Below are 16,334 nucleotides of genomic sequence, written 5' to 3' on the forward strand. Positions count from 1 at the left end.
TTTGCTTCCGGGCGAAAGCGGGAGATATCCTCTTAAAAATAACTCGCTCAGAAATGGAGATAGGTATGAAGAATGTTTTATTTATTGCATCAGAAGCGGTTCCATTTATAAAAACAGGGGGACTTGCAGATGTTGTGGGAGCTTTGCCAAAGTATTTTAACAAGGATGAATTTGATGTGCGGGTGATGATTCCCAAGTATACGTGTATTCCGTGGGAGTATCGGGAAAAGATGGTCTATAAGACACATTTTTATATCGACCTTGCATGGCGCACACAGTATGTCGGTGTTTTTGAAATGGAATATCAGGGTGTTACATTCTATTTCATTGATAACGAATTTTATTTTTCGGGACCGAAGCCGTACAGCTGGATTCATGAAGACATTGAAAAGTTTGCGTTCTTTAGTAAAGCGGCGCTATCGGCAATTCCGACACTGGGATTCCGGCCGGATATTATCCACTGCCATGACTGGCAGACAGGTCTGGTGCCGGTTTATTTAAAGGAGCGGTTTGCACAGGGCGAATTTTATCAGGGTGTAAAGTCTGTGATGACAATACATAATCTGAAATTCCAGGGAATCTGGGATTTGAAGAAAGTCAAAGATATTACAGGTCTTCCGGACAGCTATTTTACTTCGGATAAGCTGGAAGCGTATAAGGATGCCAACTATTTAAAGGGCGGTATCGTCTATGCGGATATGGTAACGACTGTCAGCTCAACCTATGCCGAGGAGATTAAGACACCGTTTTACGGGGAACATCTTGAAGGCTTGATGCAGGCGCGTTCAAACTGTCTGCGAGGTATTGTAAATGGCATTGATTACGAAATTTACAATCCGGAAACCGATGAGAATCTGGATGCAAAGTACAATCAGATTACCTTCCGGAAGGAAAAGTGGAAGAACAAAGTGGCATTACAGAAAGAACTCGGACTGGCACAGGATAAGGGGAAATTCATGATTGGCATTGTGTCCCGTCTGACAGACCAGAAGGGATTTGATCTTGTGGCTTATGTGATGGAACAGCTCTGTACCGAAGATGTGCAGCTGGTTGTGCTGGGTACGGGTGATGAAAAATATGAAAATATGTTCCGACACTATGACTGGAAGTATCATGACAGGGTATCAGCCAATATTTACTATTCAGAACCAATGGCACATAAGATTTATGCGGCATGTGATGCGTTTTTAATGCCGTCCCTGTTTGAGCCATGCGGACTCAGCCAGTTAATCAGCCTGCGTTACGGAACGGTTCCGATTGTAAGAGAAACAGGCGGATTAAAGGATACGGTTGAACCGTACAACGAATATGAAAATCTTGGAACAGGATTTTCATTTGCAAATTACAATGCCCACGAAATGCTTAGTATTGTCAATTATGCAAAGAGTGTTTATTACAACCATAAGCGTGAGTGGAACAAGATTGTTGACCGTGGCATGGCGGCAGATTTTTCATGGGATAATTCTGCAAGAAAGTACGAACAATTGTATAAAGATTTATAAAAAGATAAAAAGAGCCTGTATACAGTTATGAATTCTGTATGCAGGCTTTTTTGGCGGAGGTCTGCGGCACGCGCCGTGGATATCCGAAAGTCTGGCCGGACAATAAAAAAACTTCCCTGATCACTTACTGTCAGGGAAGCTGTATGCCGATGATGGGACTCGAACCCATACGATGTTGCCACCGGCAGATTTTGAGTCTGCTGCGTCTGCCAATTCCGCCACATCGGCTGAAATGCGTTTTTAATAACGCGACTATAGAATCATAACACATTCATTTTTTAAAATCAACACCTTTTTGAAAAAATATGGCAATGCAGGTGGAAAAAAAGAACGGATTGTGGTACTCTAATAGAGTTACGGATAAAAGATGAGAAAGAGCATGGATACCGCCGGTGCGGCAGAATGGAGTATAGACATGGCAGATTGTAAAAAAGTCCAGAAAATGATTGGAAAATTTGACCATGGTCAGCTGGATATAAAACAGGAGGAATTTTTTATACAGCATGTAGAATCATGTAAGGACTGTAGGGAAGAATTTGAAATTTATTACATTGTTGCCTATGGATTAAGTGAAGATGAAAATACGGCTGCCGTGGCTAAATGTTATCAGAAGTTGGTGGAACAGTATGATTTTAAAGGACTGGTTGAATTAAAGCTGAAAAACAGCCGTGCAAAACTGGAAAAATTGAAATCGTGGAATCGTTTTGTGCGGTTATGCTGGTATGCGGCAAACCTGTGCATGCTGCTTACGCTGATTTTATGGATAATTATCCGGTATTACTAAGAATGTAACAACAGCAGGAGGCTATTTTGCGTAAAAAATTAATTTTAATAGATGGACACAGCATTTTAAACAGGGCATTTTACGGAGTGCCGGATTTAACCAATGCAGAGGGAATCCATACCAATGCGCTGTATGGATTTTTAAATATCATGTTCCGGTTTATTGATGAGGAAAAACCGGATTATATCACGGTTGCGTTTGATCTGAGTGCGCCGACTTTCCGGCATAAGGAATATGCGGCATACAAGGGAACGAGAAAACCGATGGCACCGGAGTTAAAACAGCAGGTTCCGCTGATTAAGGAACTGCTGCGCGCCATGCAGATTACCATTGTAGAAAAAGAGGGCTACGAAGCAGACGATTTACTGGGAACGATTGCCAAGAAAACCGCGGCAAAAGGGCTGGACGTTTCCGTTATCAGCGGGGACAGGGATTTATTGCAGCTTGCGGAAGAACACATTAAAATCCGTATTCCAAAGACAAAGAAAGGTGTCACGGAAGTAGAGGATTATCTTCCGGCGGACGTGGAGACACTCTACGGTGTGACACCGCTTGAATTTATTGATATGAAAGCGCTGATGGGTGATACTTCGGATAATATTCCGGGTGCGCCGGGGGTCGGTCCAAAGACGGCTTCGGCGTTGATTACACAGTACCACAATATCGAAACAATTTTTGAACACCTTGACGAATTAAAGCCGCCGAAGGCAAAAAAATCCATCAGTGAAAATGTAGAACAGGTGAAATTAAGCAAATTTCTCGCAACGATTGATATTGACGTACCGGTCGATTATGATCTTGAAAATGCGGCAGTCGGCGGATATTACACGCCGGAAGCATATGAACTGTTTAAGCGGTTTAATTTTAAATCCTTTTTAAAGCGTTTTAATCAGGAAGATACCGGAATTACATTGGAAGCAGACAGGTATTTTACATGTGTGACGGAATTTTCGGAAGTGGAAGAACTTTTTGCACAGGCACAGAACAAGGTACGTACAGATAAAAATGCGGTTATCGGTTTTGCGGCGGCAGTTGAAAAGGGCGTTTTATACGGCATTTCCCTTGCGGTCAGTCCCGAAAAAACCGCTTACATTCCGGTTTCGGGTTTTGTGACACAGGAATACCTAACAGACAAGCTTTCAGAATTGGTACAGCAGTGTCCGTCCCGTCAGATTGCGGTAATGGCATTAAAAGAAAAGCTGGATTTGTTTAGAAATTGTCCGGGGGACAGCAAGGATACCCGGTTAAAGGTATCGCAGGATCAATTTATTGATACCGCGATTGCAGCATATTTATTAAATCCGACAAACCAAGAATATACTTATGATACAATTGCAAAAGATTTCTGCGGGCTGACACTTAATTCAAGGGCAGAACTGCTCGGAAAAACAACCTTAGCCGAGGCGGCGGACACACAGCAGGAAACGCTCTGCAGACTGCTCTGCATGGAAAGCTATATTGCAATGACGGCGTGGAAACCGCTTTATAAGGCCTTAGAAGAAGAAAATATGCGGTCGCTGTTTTTTGATATTGAAATGCCGCTCGTATTTGTGCTTTATGAAATGCAGGCAGAGGGAATCCGCGTGGACAGTGCTGCATTAAAAGAATACGGCACAATGCTCGGTGAAAAAATTGCGGTACTGGAGCAGGAGATTTATGCCGATGCCGGAGAAACGTTTAATATCAATTCGCCAAAACAGCTTGGTGTGATTCTTTTTGAAAAAATGGGCATGCCAAACGGAAAGAAAACCAAAAGCGGCTATTCCACGGCGGCAGATATTCTGGAAAAGCTGGCACCGGAGTATCCGGTGGTTCAGAAAATACTGGATTACCGTCAGATGACAAAGTTGAAATCCACCTATGCAGACGGGCTGGCTGGCTACATTCAGGAGGATGGCAGAATCCACGGCACGTTTAACCAGACGATTACAGCAACCGGCAGAATCAGCAGTACCGAGCCGAATCTCCAGAATATTCCAATCCGCATGGAGCTTGGCAAAAAGATTCGTCAGGTCTTTATTCCGAGGGACGGCTATGTCTTTTTAGATGCCGATTATTCACAGATTGAACTGCGGATTCTTGCACACATGTCCGGTGATGAGAAACTCATAGAAGCGTATAATTCTGCACAGGATATTCACAGAACAACTGCTTCGCAGGTCTTTCATGTGCCGTTTGACGAGGTAACGCCGGAACAGAGAAGAAACGCAAAGGCGGTCAATTTCGGCATTGTTTATGGTATCAGCTCTTTCGGACTGAGCCAGGATTTAAGCATTTCAAAAAAGCAGGCGGCAGAGTATATTGAAAAATATTTTGAAGCCTATCCGGGGATTAAGGTTTATATTGATGAGCTGGTGGCTTTTGCAAAGGAACACGGTTATTCGCTGACGATGTTTAACAGAAGACGTCCGATTCCTGAAATTAAGTCCAGCAATTTCATGCAGCGTTCATTTGGTGAGCGTGTTGCCATGAATGCACCGATTCAGGGAACGGCGGCGGATATTATCAAGCTCGCGATGATAGAAGTCTATAACCGGTTAAAGGAACGCGGCTTAAAATCCCGCCTGATTTTGCAGGTGCATGATGAACTGCTCGTAGAGGCGCATCAGGATGAGGTGGAAGAAGTCAAGCAGCTCATGACGGATGCCATGAAAAATGCGGTAAAGCTTGCAGTGGTACTGGAAGTGGATTTGAAAGAAGGAAAGAACTGGCTGGAGGCCCACTAGTGTGAAAAATAACGCTGATGCGCTTATTTTTCACACGTCAAGTGTAACTTGACGTTGGCTATCTTGTGCCGCAGGCGTCACAAAATAGTTTTTATCGCAGAGCTAAATCTGACATTTAGCTCGCGATTCCTCCGGCATTAAAATGCCTGCGGAATGGGGAGTAGTATGAAAAAGATAATTGGAATTACGGGTGGAATCGGTTCGGGCAAAAGCGCGGTACTGGATTTGCTGGAGAAAAATTTTTCGGCATATATTATAAAGGCGGATGATGTGGCAAAGCAGTTGATGGAACCGGGCGGGAAGGCTTTTATAGAAGTTGTGGACTTCTTCGGAGAGGAAATACTGCTGCCTGACGGCACGATTGACAGAAAAAAGCTTGCAGCCGTGGTGTTTACCAATCCGAACAAGCGGATTGTGTTAAACAGCATTACCCATCCGCTGGTAAAAAAGAAAATTATGGAGCAGATTGCATGTCTAAAGGCAGAAGATACGTATGAATACTGCTTTGTTGAAGCGGCACTTTTGATTGAGGACCATTATCAGACGGTCTGTGACGAGTTTTGGTATATTTATGTACCGGAAACCCTGCGCAGGGAGCGTTTGAAGGCAAGCCGCGGATATACGGATGAGAAAATAGATTCCATTTTAAAGAGCCAGCTGACCGAAGAAGAATTTGCAAAAGCATGTGCGCATACGGTTGACAACAGCAAAGATTTGGATTTTACGCTGTCACAGCTTGAGAAATTGCTTCAAATGTGATATTCTTGTAGCAGTTTGACAAAATTAGTCGAAATGATAAGTGGAGGTACCTATGCAAAATACAGCAGCTATTCAGGAAGATTTGGTATTTGGACTGGATATTGGTACAAGAAGCATCGTTGGCGTTGTGGGCTTTCAGGACAGAAAGGGCTTTCATGTTGTGGCAATGGCACAACAGGAGCATGAAACGCGGGCAATGCTTGATGGACAGATACATGATATATATAAAGTCGGAGATACAATCCGTAAAGTGAAAAATGATTTGGAAAGACAGTTGGACAGACAGCTTTCAGACGTCTGTATTGCAGCTGCCGGACGTGTACTGCGTACGGTCAACGCAACGGCAGAATATGTGTTCGAGGAAGAGACGAGAGTAACACAGGAACACATTTATTCTTTAAATCTGCTGGCAGTTGAAAAGGCACATATGCAGATTAACCGGGAATCGGACAAAATCCGCTTCTATTGTGTCGGCAACACGCCGGTCAATTACCGGTTGAACGGATTTGATATTACAAATCTTGAAGGACACAAGGCAGATAAAATCAGCGTGGAACTGATTGCAACATTTCTGCCGGAAGAAGTTGTAGACGGTTTGTATGAGGCAGTAGGGTATGCCGGATTAAAAGTGGCAAGCCTGACACTCGAACCAATTGCCGCCATGAATATTGCAATTCCGGAACAGTACCGGCTTTTAAATATTGGTCTGATTGATGTCGGTGCGGGAACGTCCGATATCTGCCTTACAAAAGATGGAAGTATCATTGCGTACGGCATGATTCCGTTTGCAGGGGATGAAATTACAGAAATTATTGCAAAAACTTATCTTGTTGATTTTAACACAGCAGATAAAATTAAAAAACTGGCAAGCGATAATGCAGAGGGTACAGTGACATTTGCAGATATTATGGGACTGGAACAGACCATTCCGTCGGCAGATATTATAAAGACAGCCAATCAGGTCGTTGATACCATGGCAAAAGACACAGCGGATAAGATTATTGAATTAAATGGAGGAAAGCCGGTCAGTGCAGTGTTTGTTGTGGGCGGCGGTGGAAAGATTGCCGGATATACACAAAAGGTTGCCGAGTATCTCGGAATACAGAAGGAACGTGTGGCAGTCCGTGGACCGGAAGTGCTGACAACCGTGGAATTTATGGTGGATAATTTTAAAAAGGATTCGCTGTATGTAACACCGGTCGGTATCTGTACGAATTATTATACACAGAAGAACAACTTTATTTTTGTCAATGTCAATAATGAACGTGTGAAGTTATACGATAATGACAAGCTGACAATTGTAGATGCGGTTATGCAGGTTGGTTTTCCGAATGAAAAGCTGTTTCCACGCAGAGGAAAAGAGCTGAATTTTACCGTAAACGGAAAGATGAGGCTGGTACGCGGACAGGCGGGAGAAGGCGCTGTTGTACAGTTAAACGGCAGACAGACCAATCTGAATGCGCGGATTGAACAGAATGATATTATTACGGTGCAGGAATCCGGCGTGGGTGAACCGGCGCATATGACGATTGAACAGCTGGAGGAATTTCAGGCAACGATAGAATTTATTGTAAACGGTAAGCGTGTGCCGTGTCCGAAATTTGCATACGTCAACGGCGAATTGAAATCGGGTTTTTACGATATTCAGGACGGCGATCAGATTCAGATGGAGAATTTCTATACCGTGGCACAGCTGTTTGAATTTATGGATTACGATATTACCGGATATGATGTGTATGTCAACAATGAACTGGCAGACAAAGATACAAAGGTTTATGAGAATTTTAGTGTCAAGACCTCTGCCATTACAGAACATGCGGGTTACGAAGAAACATCCGAAGAAAATGACGGATATGATACAGAGGAACAGACAGAAGATATAGCTGATACCGCAGGGAATTCACGGGCAGATGATGATACATCACTTTCGGGCGAAAATGCCGGAACGCAGACTGGTTCAACGGATACCGCCGCGCAGGAAGTGCAGGGTATGTCATCACAGGCAGTTCGGAATATTACAATTCTGATTAACGGACAGCCGGTACGGCTGACAGGCAAAAAGGATTATATTCTGGTAGATTTGTTCCAGTATTATGAATTTGATTTATCCAAGCCAAAGGGAAATATCGTCTTAAAGTTAAACGGACAGGAAGGCATTTATACGGCACCTTTGCATGACGGTGATGTCGTCGATTTATACTGGGAACAGTAAAGGATAAGTGTGAAGAATCCTTAAATTTAAGATTTTTCACACAGCGCTTTGTGTCGCAGGCGCCACAAAGCCGCTTTTTATCGCAGAACTGAACAATTCAGTTCGCGATTCCTACGGCATTAAAATGCCTGCGGAAAGGAGAAGTGTGAAGAATCACGCGGAATGGAGAATACTATGAGAATGATGTCCATAGCCAGTGGGAGCAGCGGAAACTGCATTTATATTGGCTCAGACAATACGCATATCTTAATAGATGCAGGCGTAAGCCGTAAAAAGATACTGGAAGGACTGGCAGCGGCGGATTTAAGTGTCAATGACATTTCGGCCGTATTTGTAACCCACGAACACAGCGACCATATTAAAGGGCTGGGGGTGCTGACAAGAAAAGACAAGGTACCGGTCTATTCCACGAGAGGAACACGCGACGGCATTTTTGAGGCAGGGACGCTTGGTGAACTGCCGGGAGAACTGTTTCGGGTGATTGAGCCGGACAGTGATATCTGCATTGATGATTTACAGATTCATGCGTTCCGGGTATCCCACGATGCCAAAGAACCGGTTGCTTATACGGTGACGTGCGGTGAAAAAAAGGCGGGCGTGATAACGGATCTCGGATATTATGATGATTATATTGTAAATAATCTTACCGGTTCGCAGGCAATGTTAGTTGAAGCGAACCACGATGTGAACCTGCTGCAGGTCGGAAGTTATCCGTACTATTTAAAGCAGCGCATACTTGGAAATAAGGGACATTTGTCCAACGAAGTGTCGGGAAAGCTCATTAACGATTTGTTAAACGATAATGTAAATACCGTGCTGCTTGGACATTTAAGCAAAGAAAACAATTACGACAAGCTGGCATTTGAAACAGTGCGGCTTGAGATTGATATGAGTGAAAACGGCTATAAAGCAAAAGATTTTGATATAGAGGTCGCAAAACGCAGCGAACCTTCCAGAATCATCACACTTTAAAAAATACATTTTTTTTATGCCGGAAGGCGGAATGGAGGAATTATGAGAAAGTGCGTTATTACAGTAGTAGGAAAAGATACCGTAGGAATTATTGCAAAGGTTTGTACATATCTTGCAGAAACAAAGATTAATATTCTTGATATTTCACAGACAATCGTATCAGGTTATTTTAACATGATGATGATTGTTGATACCGGCGCTTCTGCAAAGACCTATGATGAAGTGATTACAGATTTAGACAAGCTGGGAGAAGAAATCGGTGTTGCAATTAAGTGTCAGCGGGAAGAAATTTTTGATATGATGCACAGAATCTAGTGTGAAAAAATCACACTGATGTGCTGATTTTTCATCGCATCTTCGCAGCAGGCTGCTCAGAAATGAGGATTAGTAACAATATTTTATGGGAAAGGCAAATACGCGCATGATTAATATTTTTGAAGTCAACGAAACAAATAAAATGGTAGAACAGGAAAATCTTGATGTCAGAACGATTACAATGGGTATCAATCTGTTAGATTGTGCCAGTGAGAATCTCGATGAAGTCAATGAGAAAATCTATCGTAAGATTACAACACTGGCAAAGGATTTAGTATCGACAGGTGAAGAAATCGCAAGAGAATTCGGTGTGCCGATTGTCAATAAGAGAATTTCAATTACACCGATTTCACTGGTCGGTGCAGCTGCCTGTAAGACACCGGAGGATTATGTAACGATTGCAAAGACACTTGACCGCGCCGCTCACACGGTTGGCGTTAATTTTATCGGTGGTTATTCTGCAATCGTGTCAAAGGGCATGACAAAGAGTGATGAACTGTTAATCCGTTCTATTCCGGAAGCACTTGCAAGTACAGAATTAATCTGCAGCTCTGTTAATGTCGGTTCAACAAAGACCGGCATCAATATGGATGCAGTCCGTCTTATGGGTGAAATCATTAAAGAAACCGCAGAAAAGACAAAAGATGCAGACTCTTTAGGCTGTGCAAAGCTGGTAGTACTCTGCAACGCACCGGACGACAATCCGTTCATGGCAGGTGCATTCCACGGGGTATCTGAAGATGATGCGATTATCAATGTGGGTGTCAGCGGTCCGGGCGTTGTAAAGTATGCACTTGAAAAGGTCCGCGGCGAAAGCTTTGAAGTGCTTTGCGAAACGATTAAAAAGACAGCATTTAAGATTACGCGTGTCGGTCAGCTGGTTGCACAGGAAGCTTCTAAGCGTCTTGGTGTACCGTTTGGTATTATCGACCTGTCGCTTGCACCGACACCGGCAATCGGTGACAGTGTTGCCGACATTTTAGAGGAAATCGGTTTACAGAGAGCCGGTGCGCCGGGTACAACTGCGGCACTTGCCCTGTTAAATGACCAGGTAAAGAAGGGTGGCGTTATGGCATCTTCTTATGTCGGCGGATTAAGTGGTGCATTTATTCCGGTCAGCGAAGATCAGGGGATGATTGATGCAGTGCTTGACGGTTCTTTATGCATTGAAAAGCTGGAGGCAATGACCTGCGTATGTTCTGTAGGACTGGATATGATTGCAATTCCGGGAGATACAAAGGCAACAACGATTTCAGGTATTATTGCAGATGAAGCGGCAATTGGTATGGTAAACCAGAAGACGACTGCGGTCCGTGTGATTCCGGTTGTTGGAAAAGGTGTCGGAGAAACCGTTGAATTCGGCGGTTTATTAGGTTATGCGCCAATTATGCCGGTTAATCAGTTTGACTGTTCCGCATTTGTGAACAGACAGGGTAGAATCCCGGCTCCAATTCACAGCTTTAAAAACTAAATGATTTAACAGATGACAGGCTGCAGGAAAAAACAGTTGGGGATGCGTTCTGACCATAGTTTTTTCGGCAGCCTTTCTGTAAAAATGCAAAGACCGCAAAGAAATGCCGATTATGGCATGGATGAAAAGACAGTGGGCAGGAAAATGCCGGCATTTATATACAGATAAGGTGGAACAGGTTATGAAATTGACAGAAATTTATCAAAATAAAAAGACGGTACTTTCATTTGAAATATTTCCGCCGAAAAAGGAAGAAGAATTAAAAAATATAGACCGCACATTGGAAGCACTGTGCGAGGTACAGCCGGATTTTATCAGCGTGACCTTTGGTGCGGGCGGAAGTGCCAATAAAAATAAAACAATAGAACTGGCAAAGAAAATCAAAGAGGATTATCATATTGAGCCGGTCGTTCATCTGACCTGCCTTTGCTATGACAGACAGGAAATTGACGAATTTGCAAGACAGTTACAGGCAGAGGGCATTGAAAATATTCTTGCACTGCGTGGTGACAGAAATCCTGATATTCCCGAAAAGGAAGATTTTAAACATGCGTCAGATTTGATTACATATATGAAGGAAAAGGGCGATTTCTGCGTTGCAGGAGCGTGTTATCCGGAAGACCATCCGGAGTCGGAAAGTCATATGCAGGAATTAAAAGCTTTAAAAACAAAGGTCGATGCAGGGGCAGAACTATTGCTTTCCCAGCTCTTTTTTGACAACCACCTGTTTTATGATTTTGCTTCCGATTGTAAAAATAACGGGATTACCGTGCCGGTGACACCGGGCATTATGCCGGTTACCAGTGCCGCACAGATTCAGCGCATGGTGAAAATGTGCGGGGCGACTCTGCCGGATTCCCTGCAAAAAATCGTGGAACGCTATGCCGATAATAAACCGGCAATGATGGAAGCGGGTATTTATTATGCGGTGAACCAGATTTTGGATTTGCTGGCAAATGATATGCATGGAATCCATTTGTATACAATGAACAATCCTGAAGTGGCGAAGAAAATCTGTGCAGGAATCCAGCATTTGATTTAGGAAAGGCATAGAAGTATGCAGGAATTTAAAAATATTACACATACATTTGAACCGGTTTTCGATGAGAATTCAAAAATTTTGATTTTGGGAACATTTCCTTCTGTAAAATCCAGAGAAAATCATTTTTATTACGGACATCCGCAGAACCGCTTCTGGAAAGTGATGGCGGCAGTCATGGATTCGACCCAGCCGCAAACGATTGAAGAAAAAAAGAATTTTCTTTTGGAAAATCATATTGCGGTCTGGGATGTGATTCACAGCTGCAGCATTGAAGGTTCGTCAGACAGCAGTATCACAGATGTTGTGCCGAATGATTTTGCGGAGCTTTTTGCACGTACACACCTTCTGGCGGTAGCTGCAAACGGTACAAAGGCATATGAACTGTATCAGAAATACGTATATCCGGTTACAAAGCGGGGAATTATAAAAATGCCGTCAACCAGCCCGGCAAATGCGGCTTGGAATCTTGCCCGGCTGACGGCGGCTTACCGGGAATTATTTGAAAAAATCTGTGATGGCAGATGAGAAACCGCCTTCGAGAATTTCTCATCGACCCTTTGAAACAGACTGCTTAGAAACGGGGATTAATATAAATTTTTTGATGAAATTCATCGGGAATTATTGTGCCGAATTTCCGGCAAACAGCCAGATTATAAATATTGGTACTAAAAATATCATCACCAAGCAGCGCTTTTGAAGCGGCGGTTTTGGTAATCAGCGGGACAGGGCAGCTTTTCTTGATACAAGAAAGGTAATCCTGTCCTTTTTTATCAAATCCCAGAATGCGCACATAAGGCAGTGTGCGGTATCTTTCCGGCATACCGGCATCAATATTTAATACAATGTGCATCAGACAGCGGCAGACACGGGAATACGTATACTGACGGCTCTTTACCTTCAAAACCAGTTGTGAAAAAGTGTCAGAAGGTGCATGCAAACTGATAATGCGGCTTGCAAGCTCCGGCGTGATGTCGGCATAACCGCACAGCGCCCGGATGCAGTCGTCTTTAGCCGGATTTTTCATAAAGATTTCAGCCAGTTTGTACTGCAAAAATGTGGTAAAATCATCTAAAACAACCGGCATGTATTGATTGTGGCCGGCATGGAGTGCTTCAAGCATCGGCTGTGGGAGTGCCTGCGTTAAAGAATCCTGCATTGCATTATCCGATATTGTAAACTGCTTTCGGATAGCCGAGGCACTTGAAAATGCGGCACTTCCGGACAGTGTTTCTTTGTGATAGCCGTCTCCGGCGCGCTTTAGAGTAAAAGGTGCAATAGGGCTGTGATGTTTTTGCAGGGCTTTTAAATACTCAATGCCTAAAATATTATTGGGATTTGCCAGCAGTTCCAACAGCTCCTCATAAGGAAGAAGAGCCAAAGCATTACCGGCAGAAGCGCGATGTCCTGACACTTTAAGACAGTGTATCAGGGCTTCCTGCCGTGCCTGTGGAAATGTTTTTCCGGTGGCAAGTGCATTTTTTAAAGCCTGTCTGTAATCGTCCGGTTCACGTACAAGAATATCAGCAGCTGCCTGCAGAGGTGTAAGTTCACCACATTCACTGCCAAATACCAATGACGAAATAGCAAGGGCATCACAGACCTGAACTGCGCCGTCTGCAAAAAATTCTGCACTGGACAGTGCATAAAAGGATGGCAGTTCAACAACGAGATTCACACCACAGTCAACAGCGGCGCGGCAGCGGGCATATTTATGAATCATGGCAGGTTCGCCGCGCTGTACAAAATTTCCGCTCATGACGGCGATACACACATCTGCCTGTGTCATTTTTACGGCTTCCCGAAGATGATATAGATGTCCGTTGTGAAAAGGGTTGTATTCCGTAATCAGTCCGACCGCTTTCATAAAAATCTCCAATCCGGGCAAATGCCCTGTGTTTGTAGTATCTGAGTTGCTGTACTAAAAAAGATATGGGGGCGGGTCACAAGGTCATTCACCCACTTATGAGCAAGCTCATGTGGGTTTAGACCTTTTGACCCTGATATCTAAGAAATACCGTATCATAAAGGATGGCGGACTGCAACTAAATATAGATAAAAATAAATTGCTTATGATTTAAAACTTGTACTTCTGAAAAATTTGGTATATACTCTAAATAGGATTTCGGCGCAACGCTGGAAAATATTTAACATAATACAAGGAGGAGTCAGTAATCATGGCATTTATTGACGAAATTAAAGAGAGAGCAAAAGCAGACAAGAAGACAATTGTTTTGCCAGAATCTATGGATAAGAGAACATTTGAGGCTGCTGAAAAGATTTTAAAGGAAGGTATCGCTAATCTGATTATCATCGGTACACCTGAAGAAATCGCTGAAAACAGCAAGGGCTATGATATCACTGGTGCTACAATTGTTGATCCGTTCAACGATCCAAACAAGCAGAAATATATTGATAAATTTGTTGAATTAAGAAGCAAAAAGGGTGTTACACCGGAGATGGCTAAGGAACAGATGGAAAAGGATTACATGTACTATGCATGTTTAATGTGCAAGTGCGGTGATGCAGACGGTGCTGTTTCAGGTGCATGCCATTCTACAGGCAATACAATCAGACCGGCATTACAGTTATTAAAGACAAAGCCGGGCATTGGCAGCGTTTCAGGTTTCTTCTTAATGGAAGTTCCGGACTGTGAACTCGGCGAAAACGGATTATTCGTATTTGCTGACTGTGCTGTAAATCCAGATGTTGATTCTGAAAAACTTGCAGAAATCGCTATGTTATCAGCAGAAAGCTTTGAAGCATTTACAGGCGCAAAGTCTAAGGTCGCTATGCTTTCATTCTCATCATACGGCAGTGCAAAGCACGACAGAGTAACAATGGTAGCAGATGCTGTAAAGATTGCACACGAAAAGTATCCTGAACTGACAGTTGACGGTGAACTTCAGTTAGATGCAGCACTTGTTCCTGAAGTAGCAAAGTTAAAGGCTCCGGACAGCAAGGTAGCAGGACAGGCTAACACATTGGTATTCCCATCTCTTGAAGCAGGTAACATCGGTTATAAGCTGGTTCAGAGACTTGCAAAGGCAGGTGCTTACGGTCCTGTTCTTCAGGGTCTTTCTATGCCTGTTAATGACTTATCAAGAGGATGTTTCGCAGAAGACATTGTAGGTGTTGTAGCCATGACAGCTGTACAGGCTCAGAACGCAGGCAAGTAATTAAAGTTAGAGGAGATTAAAAGTAATGAATATTTTAGTATTAAACTGTGGTAGTTCTTCATTAAAGTACCAGTTAATCAACATGGACGATGAGAGCGTATTAGCAAAAGGTCTTGTAGAAAGAATTGGTATTGAAGGTTCTATCCTTACACACAAGCCGACAGGCAAGGATAAGTACGTTGTAGAACAGCCGATGAAGGATCACAATATTGCAGTTAAGCTCGTGCTTGATGCACTTGTAGACGAAACACATGGTGTAATCAAGAACGCTGATGAAATCGCAGCAGTAGGTCACCGCGTACTTCACGCAGGCGAAAAGTATAAGGAATCATGCCTTGTAAATGAAGATGTAAAGAGCGTTGTAAGAGAATGCTTCGACTTAGGACCTTTACATAACCCTGCAAACTTAATCGGTATCGAAGCTGTTGAAGCAGCTATGCCGGGCAAGCCAAATGTAGCAGTATGGGATACAGCTTTCGGCGGAACAATGGAGCCAAAGGCTTATCTGTATGCAATTCCACGCGAATACTATGAAAAGTATCATGTAAGAAGATACGGCTTCCACGGAACAAGCCACAGCTTTGTATCAAAGGAAACAATCAAATTTGCAAATCTCGATAAGGATTCAGCAAAGGTCATCGTATGCCACCTTGGAAACGGTGCTTCTATTTCAGCTTCTATCGGCGGTAAGTGCGTAGATACTTCTATGGGTCTTACTCCGCTTGAAGGTCTGATTATGGGTACAAGAAGTGGTGACTTAGACCCTGCAATCATCGAATACCTTTGCAATCATGAAAACCTTACAGTATCAGAGATGCTGAACATTTTAAATAAGAAGTCCGGTGTACTCGGTATGTCAGGCGGAATCTCAAGTGATTTCCGTGATATCAAGGCTGCTATGGATGACGGCAACGAAGTTGCAAAGCAGACACTGGAAGCATATGCATACAGAGTAGCAAAGTATATCGGTTCTTATGTAGCTGCAATGAACGGTGTTGATGCAATCACATTTACAGCCGGTGTTGGTGAAAATGCTGCATGGTTAAGACCAATGATCTGCCAGTATTTAGGATATTTAGGCGTGAAGTTAGACGAAGCAGCAAGTGAAAAGGCTGTTGGTGAAGAAATGATTATTTCTACAGCAGATTCTAAAGTAAAGCTTTGCGTAGTTCCTACAAACGAAGAATTAGCAATTGCAAGAGAAACATTAGCATTAATTCAGTAATTGTATGTATGGTGTTGGGAAAGAGGCTTGCAGTAATGCAGGCTTCTTTTTTTAAAAGAAAATGTAATTTTTCATTGACAAATGAAGATACTGTGCGTATAATAGACAAAGTGTGAAAAATACATATCGTATTTGGTGTGGTTTGACACA

13 protein-coding genes and 1 tRNA gene are annotated in these 16,334 nt (G+C 43.2%); 12 read left to right on the forward strand and 2 right to left on the reverse strand.

Annotated features, from left to right (window positions below; genetic code table 11):
• Positions 1 to 65: 65 nt before the first annotated feature.
• Positions 66 to 1,502, forward strand: coding sequence for a glycogen synthase GlgA (gene glgA, locus LI288_RS03055; RefSeq protein WP_227089392.1), 1,437 nt, complete (start codon positions 66 to 68; stop codon positions 1,500 to 1,502).
• Between the two features lie 144 nt (positions 1,503 to 1,646).
• Here glgA and LI288_RS03060 read toward each other — a convergent pair.
• Positions 1,647 to 1,730 (reverse strand) — tRNA-Leu (locus LI288_RS03060).
• 139 nt (positions 1,731 to 1,869) lie between these two features.
• On the opposite strand from LI288_RS03060, the gene LI288_RS03065 reads away from it, so the two are divergent.
• From LI288_RS03065 to LI288_RS03105, 9 genes are all read left to right on the forward strand, one after another.
• Positions 1,870 to 2,286, forward strand: a complete 417-nt coding sequence (locus tag LI288_RS03065; RefSeq protein ID WP_227089393.1) for a zf-HC2 domain-containing protein — start codon at positions 1,870 to 1,872, stop codon at positions 2,284 to 2,286.
• A gap of 26 nt (positions 2,287 to 2,312) precedes the next feature.
• Positions 2,313 to 5,012: a DNA polymerase I gene (polA, locus tag LI288_RS03070; RefSeq protein ID WP_227089394.1), complete on the forward strand. Its 2,700-nt coding sequence runs from the start codon at positions 2,313 to 2,315 to the stop codon at positions 5,010 to 5,012.
• Positions 5,013 to 5,177: 165 nt separating this feature from the next.
• Complete coding sequence (gene coaE / locus LI288_RS03075) at positions 5,178 to 5,771, forward strand: dephospho-CoA kinase (RefSeq protein ID WP_227089395.1); 594 nt, start codon at positions 5,178 to 5,180, stop codon at positions 5,769 to 5,771.
• Between the two features lie 52 nt (positions 5,772 to 5,823).
• A complete protein-coding gene (locus tag LI288_RS03080; RefSeq protein ID WP_227089396.1) occupies positions 5,824 to 7,983 on the forward strand; it encodes a cell division FtsA domain-containing protein in 2,160 nt (719 codons plus the stop codon).
• Between the two features lie 174 nt (positions 7,984 to 8,157).
• The gene (locus LI288_RS03085) at positions 8,158 to 8,955 is read left to right on the forward strand and encodes an MBL fold metallo-hydrolase (protein ID WP_022432170.1); all 798 of its coding nucleotides are present in this window, start codon (positions 8,158 to 8,160) and stop codon (positions 8,953 to 8,955) included.
• A gap of 42 nt (positions 8,956 to 8,997) precedes the next feature.
• Positions 8,998 to 9,270, forward strand: a complete 273-nt coding sequence (locus tag LI288_RS03090) for an ACT domain-containing protein (protein ID WP_022432169.1) — start codon at positions 8,998 to 9,000, stop codon at positions 9,268 to 9,270.
• Between the two features lie 106 nt (positions 9,271 to 9,376).
• The gene (locus LI288_RS03095) at positions 9,377 to 10,741 is read left to right on the forward strand and encodes a PFL family protein (protein ID WP_022432168.1); all 1,365 of its coding nucleotides are present in this window, start codon (positions 9,377 to 9,379) and stop codon (positions 10,739 to 10,741) included.
• A gap of 181 nt (positions 10,742 to 10,922) precedes the next feature.
• Complete coding sequence (gene metF, locus LI288_RS03100; RefSeq protein ID WP_022432167.1) at positions 10,923 to 11,783, forward strand: methylenetetrahydrofolate reductase [NAD(P)H]; 861 nt, start codon at positions 10,923 to 10,925, stop codon at positions 11,781 to 11,783.
• A gap of 15 nt (positions 11,784 to 11,798) precedes the next feature.
• A complete protein-coding gene (locus LI288_RS03105) occupies positions 11,799 to 12,308 on the forward strand; it encodes a DNA-deoxyinosine glycosylase (protein WP_227089397.1) in 510 nt (169 codons plus the stop codon).
• A 46-nt stretch (positions 12,309 to 12,354) separates the two neighbouring features.
• Here the strand turns inward: LI288_RS03105 and LI288_RS03110 are convergent, their stop codons facing one another.
• Positions 12,355 to 13,647 carry a nucleotidyltransferase gene (locus LI288_RS03110; RefSeq protein ID WP_227089398.1) on the reverse strand — a complete coding sequence of 431 codons (1,293 nt, stop codon included), beginning with the start codon at positions 13,645 to 13,647 and terminating at the stop codon, positions 12,355 to 12,357.
• Between the two features lie 310 nt (positions 13,648 to 13,957).
• On the opposite strand from LI288_RS03110, the gene pta reads away from it, so the two are divergent.
• Both pta and LI288_RS03120 read left to right on the forward strand, forming a co-directional pair.
• Positions 13,958 to 14,959 (forward strand): phosphate acetyltransferase, encoded by a 1,002-nt coding sequence (pta, locus tag LI288_RS03115; RefSeq protein WP_022432164.1) that lies wholly within the window; start codon positions 13,958 to 13,960, stop codon positions 14,957 to 14,959.
• A 25-nt stretch (positions 14,960 to 14,984) separates the two neighbouring features.
• Positions 14,985 to 16,184, forward strand: coding sequence for an acetate/propionate family kinase (locus LI288_RS03120; RefSeq protein WP_022432163.1), 1,200 nt, complete (start codon positions 14,985 to 14,987; stop codon positions 16,182 to 16,184).
• Positions 16,185 to 16,334: the final 150 nt, after the last annotated feature.

It is taken from the genome of Lachnospira pectinoschiza (genome assembly GCF_020564355.1).
Classification (GTDB): domain Bacteria; phylum Bacillota; class Clostridia; order Lachnospirales; family Lachnospiraceae; genus Lachnospira; species Lachnospira intestinalis.

What these genes read in the sequence shown, in the direction of transcription:
- LI288_RS03065 (WP_227089393.1), top strand. Translation starts at nt 1,870, where the DNA reads ATGAGAAAGAGCATGGATACCGCCGGTGCGGCAGAATGGAGTATAGAC.
- LI288_RS03110 (WP_227089398.1), bottom strand. Translation starts at nt 13,647, where the DNA reads ATGAAAGCGGTCGGACTGATTACGGAATACAACCCTTTTCACAACGGA.
- LI288_RS03120 (WP_022432163.1), top strand. Translation starts at nt 14,985, where the DNA reads ATGAATATTTTAGTATTAAACTGTGGTAGTTCTTCATTAAAGTACCAG.
- pta (WP_022432164.1), top strand. Translation starts at nt 13,958, where the DNA reads ATGGCATTTATTGACGAAATTAAAGAGAGAGCAAAAGCAGACAAGAAG.
- glgA (WP_227089392.1), top strand. Translation starts at nt 66, where the DNA reads ATGAAGAATGTTTTATTTATTGCATCAGAAGCGGTTCCATTTATAAAA.
- LI288_RS03085 (WP_022432170.1), top strand. Translation starts at nt 8,158, where the DNA reads ATGAGAATGATGTCCATAGCCAGTGGGAGCAGCGGAAACTGCATTTAT.
- LI288_RS03090 (WP_022432169.1), top strand. Translation starts at nt 8,998, where the DNA reads ATGAGAAAGTGCGTTATTACAGTAGTAGGAAAAGATACCGTAGGAATT.
- coaE (WP_227089395.1), top strand. Translation starts at nt 5,178, where the DNA reads ATGAAAAAGATAATTGGAATTACGGGTGGAATCGGTTCGGGCAAAAGC.
- metF (WP_022432167.1), top strand. Translation starts at nt 10,923, where the DNA reads ATGAAATTGACAGAAATTTATCAAAATAAAAAGACGGTACTTTCATTT.
- LI288_RS03095 (WP_022432168.1), top strand. Translation starts at nt 9,377, where the DNA reads ATGATTAATATTTTTGAAGTCAACGAAACAAATAAAATGGTAGAACAG.
- LI288_RS03080 (WP_227089396.1), top strand. Translation starts at nt 5,824, where the DNA reads ATGCAAAATACAGCAGCTATTCAGGAAGATTTGGTATTTGGACTGGAT.
- LI288_RS03105 (WP_227089397.1), top strand. Translation starts at nt 11,799, where the DNA reads ATGCAGGAATTTAAAAATATTACACATACATTTGAACCGGTTTTCGAT.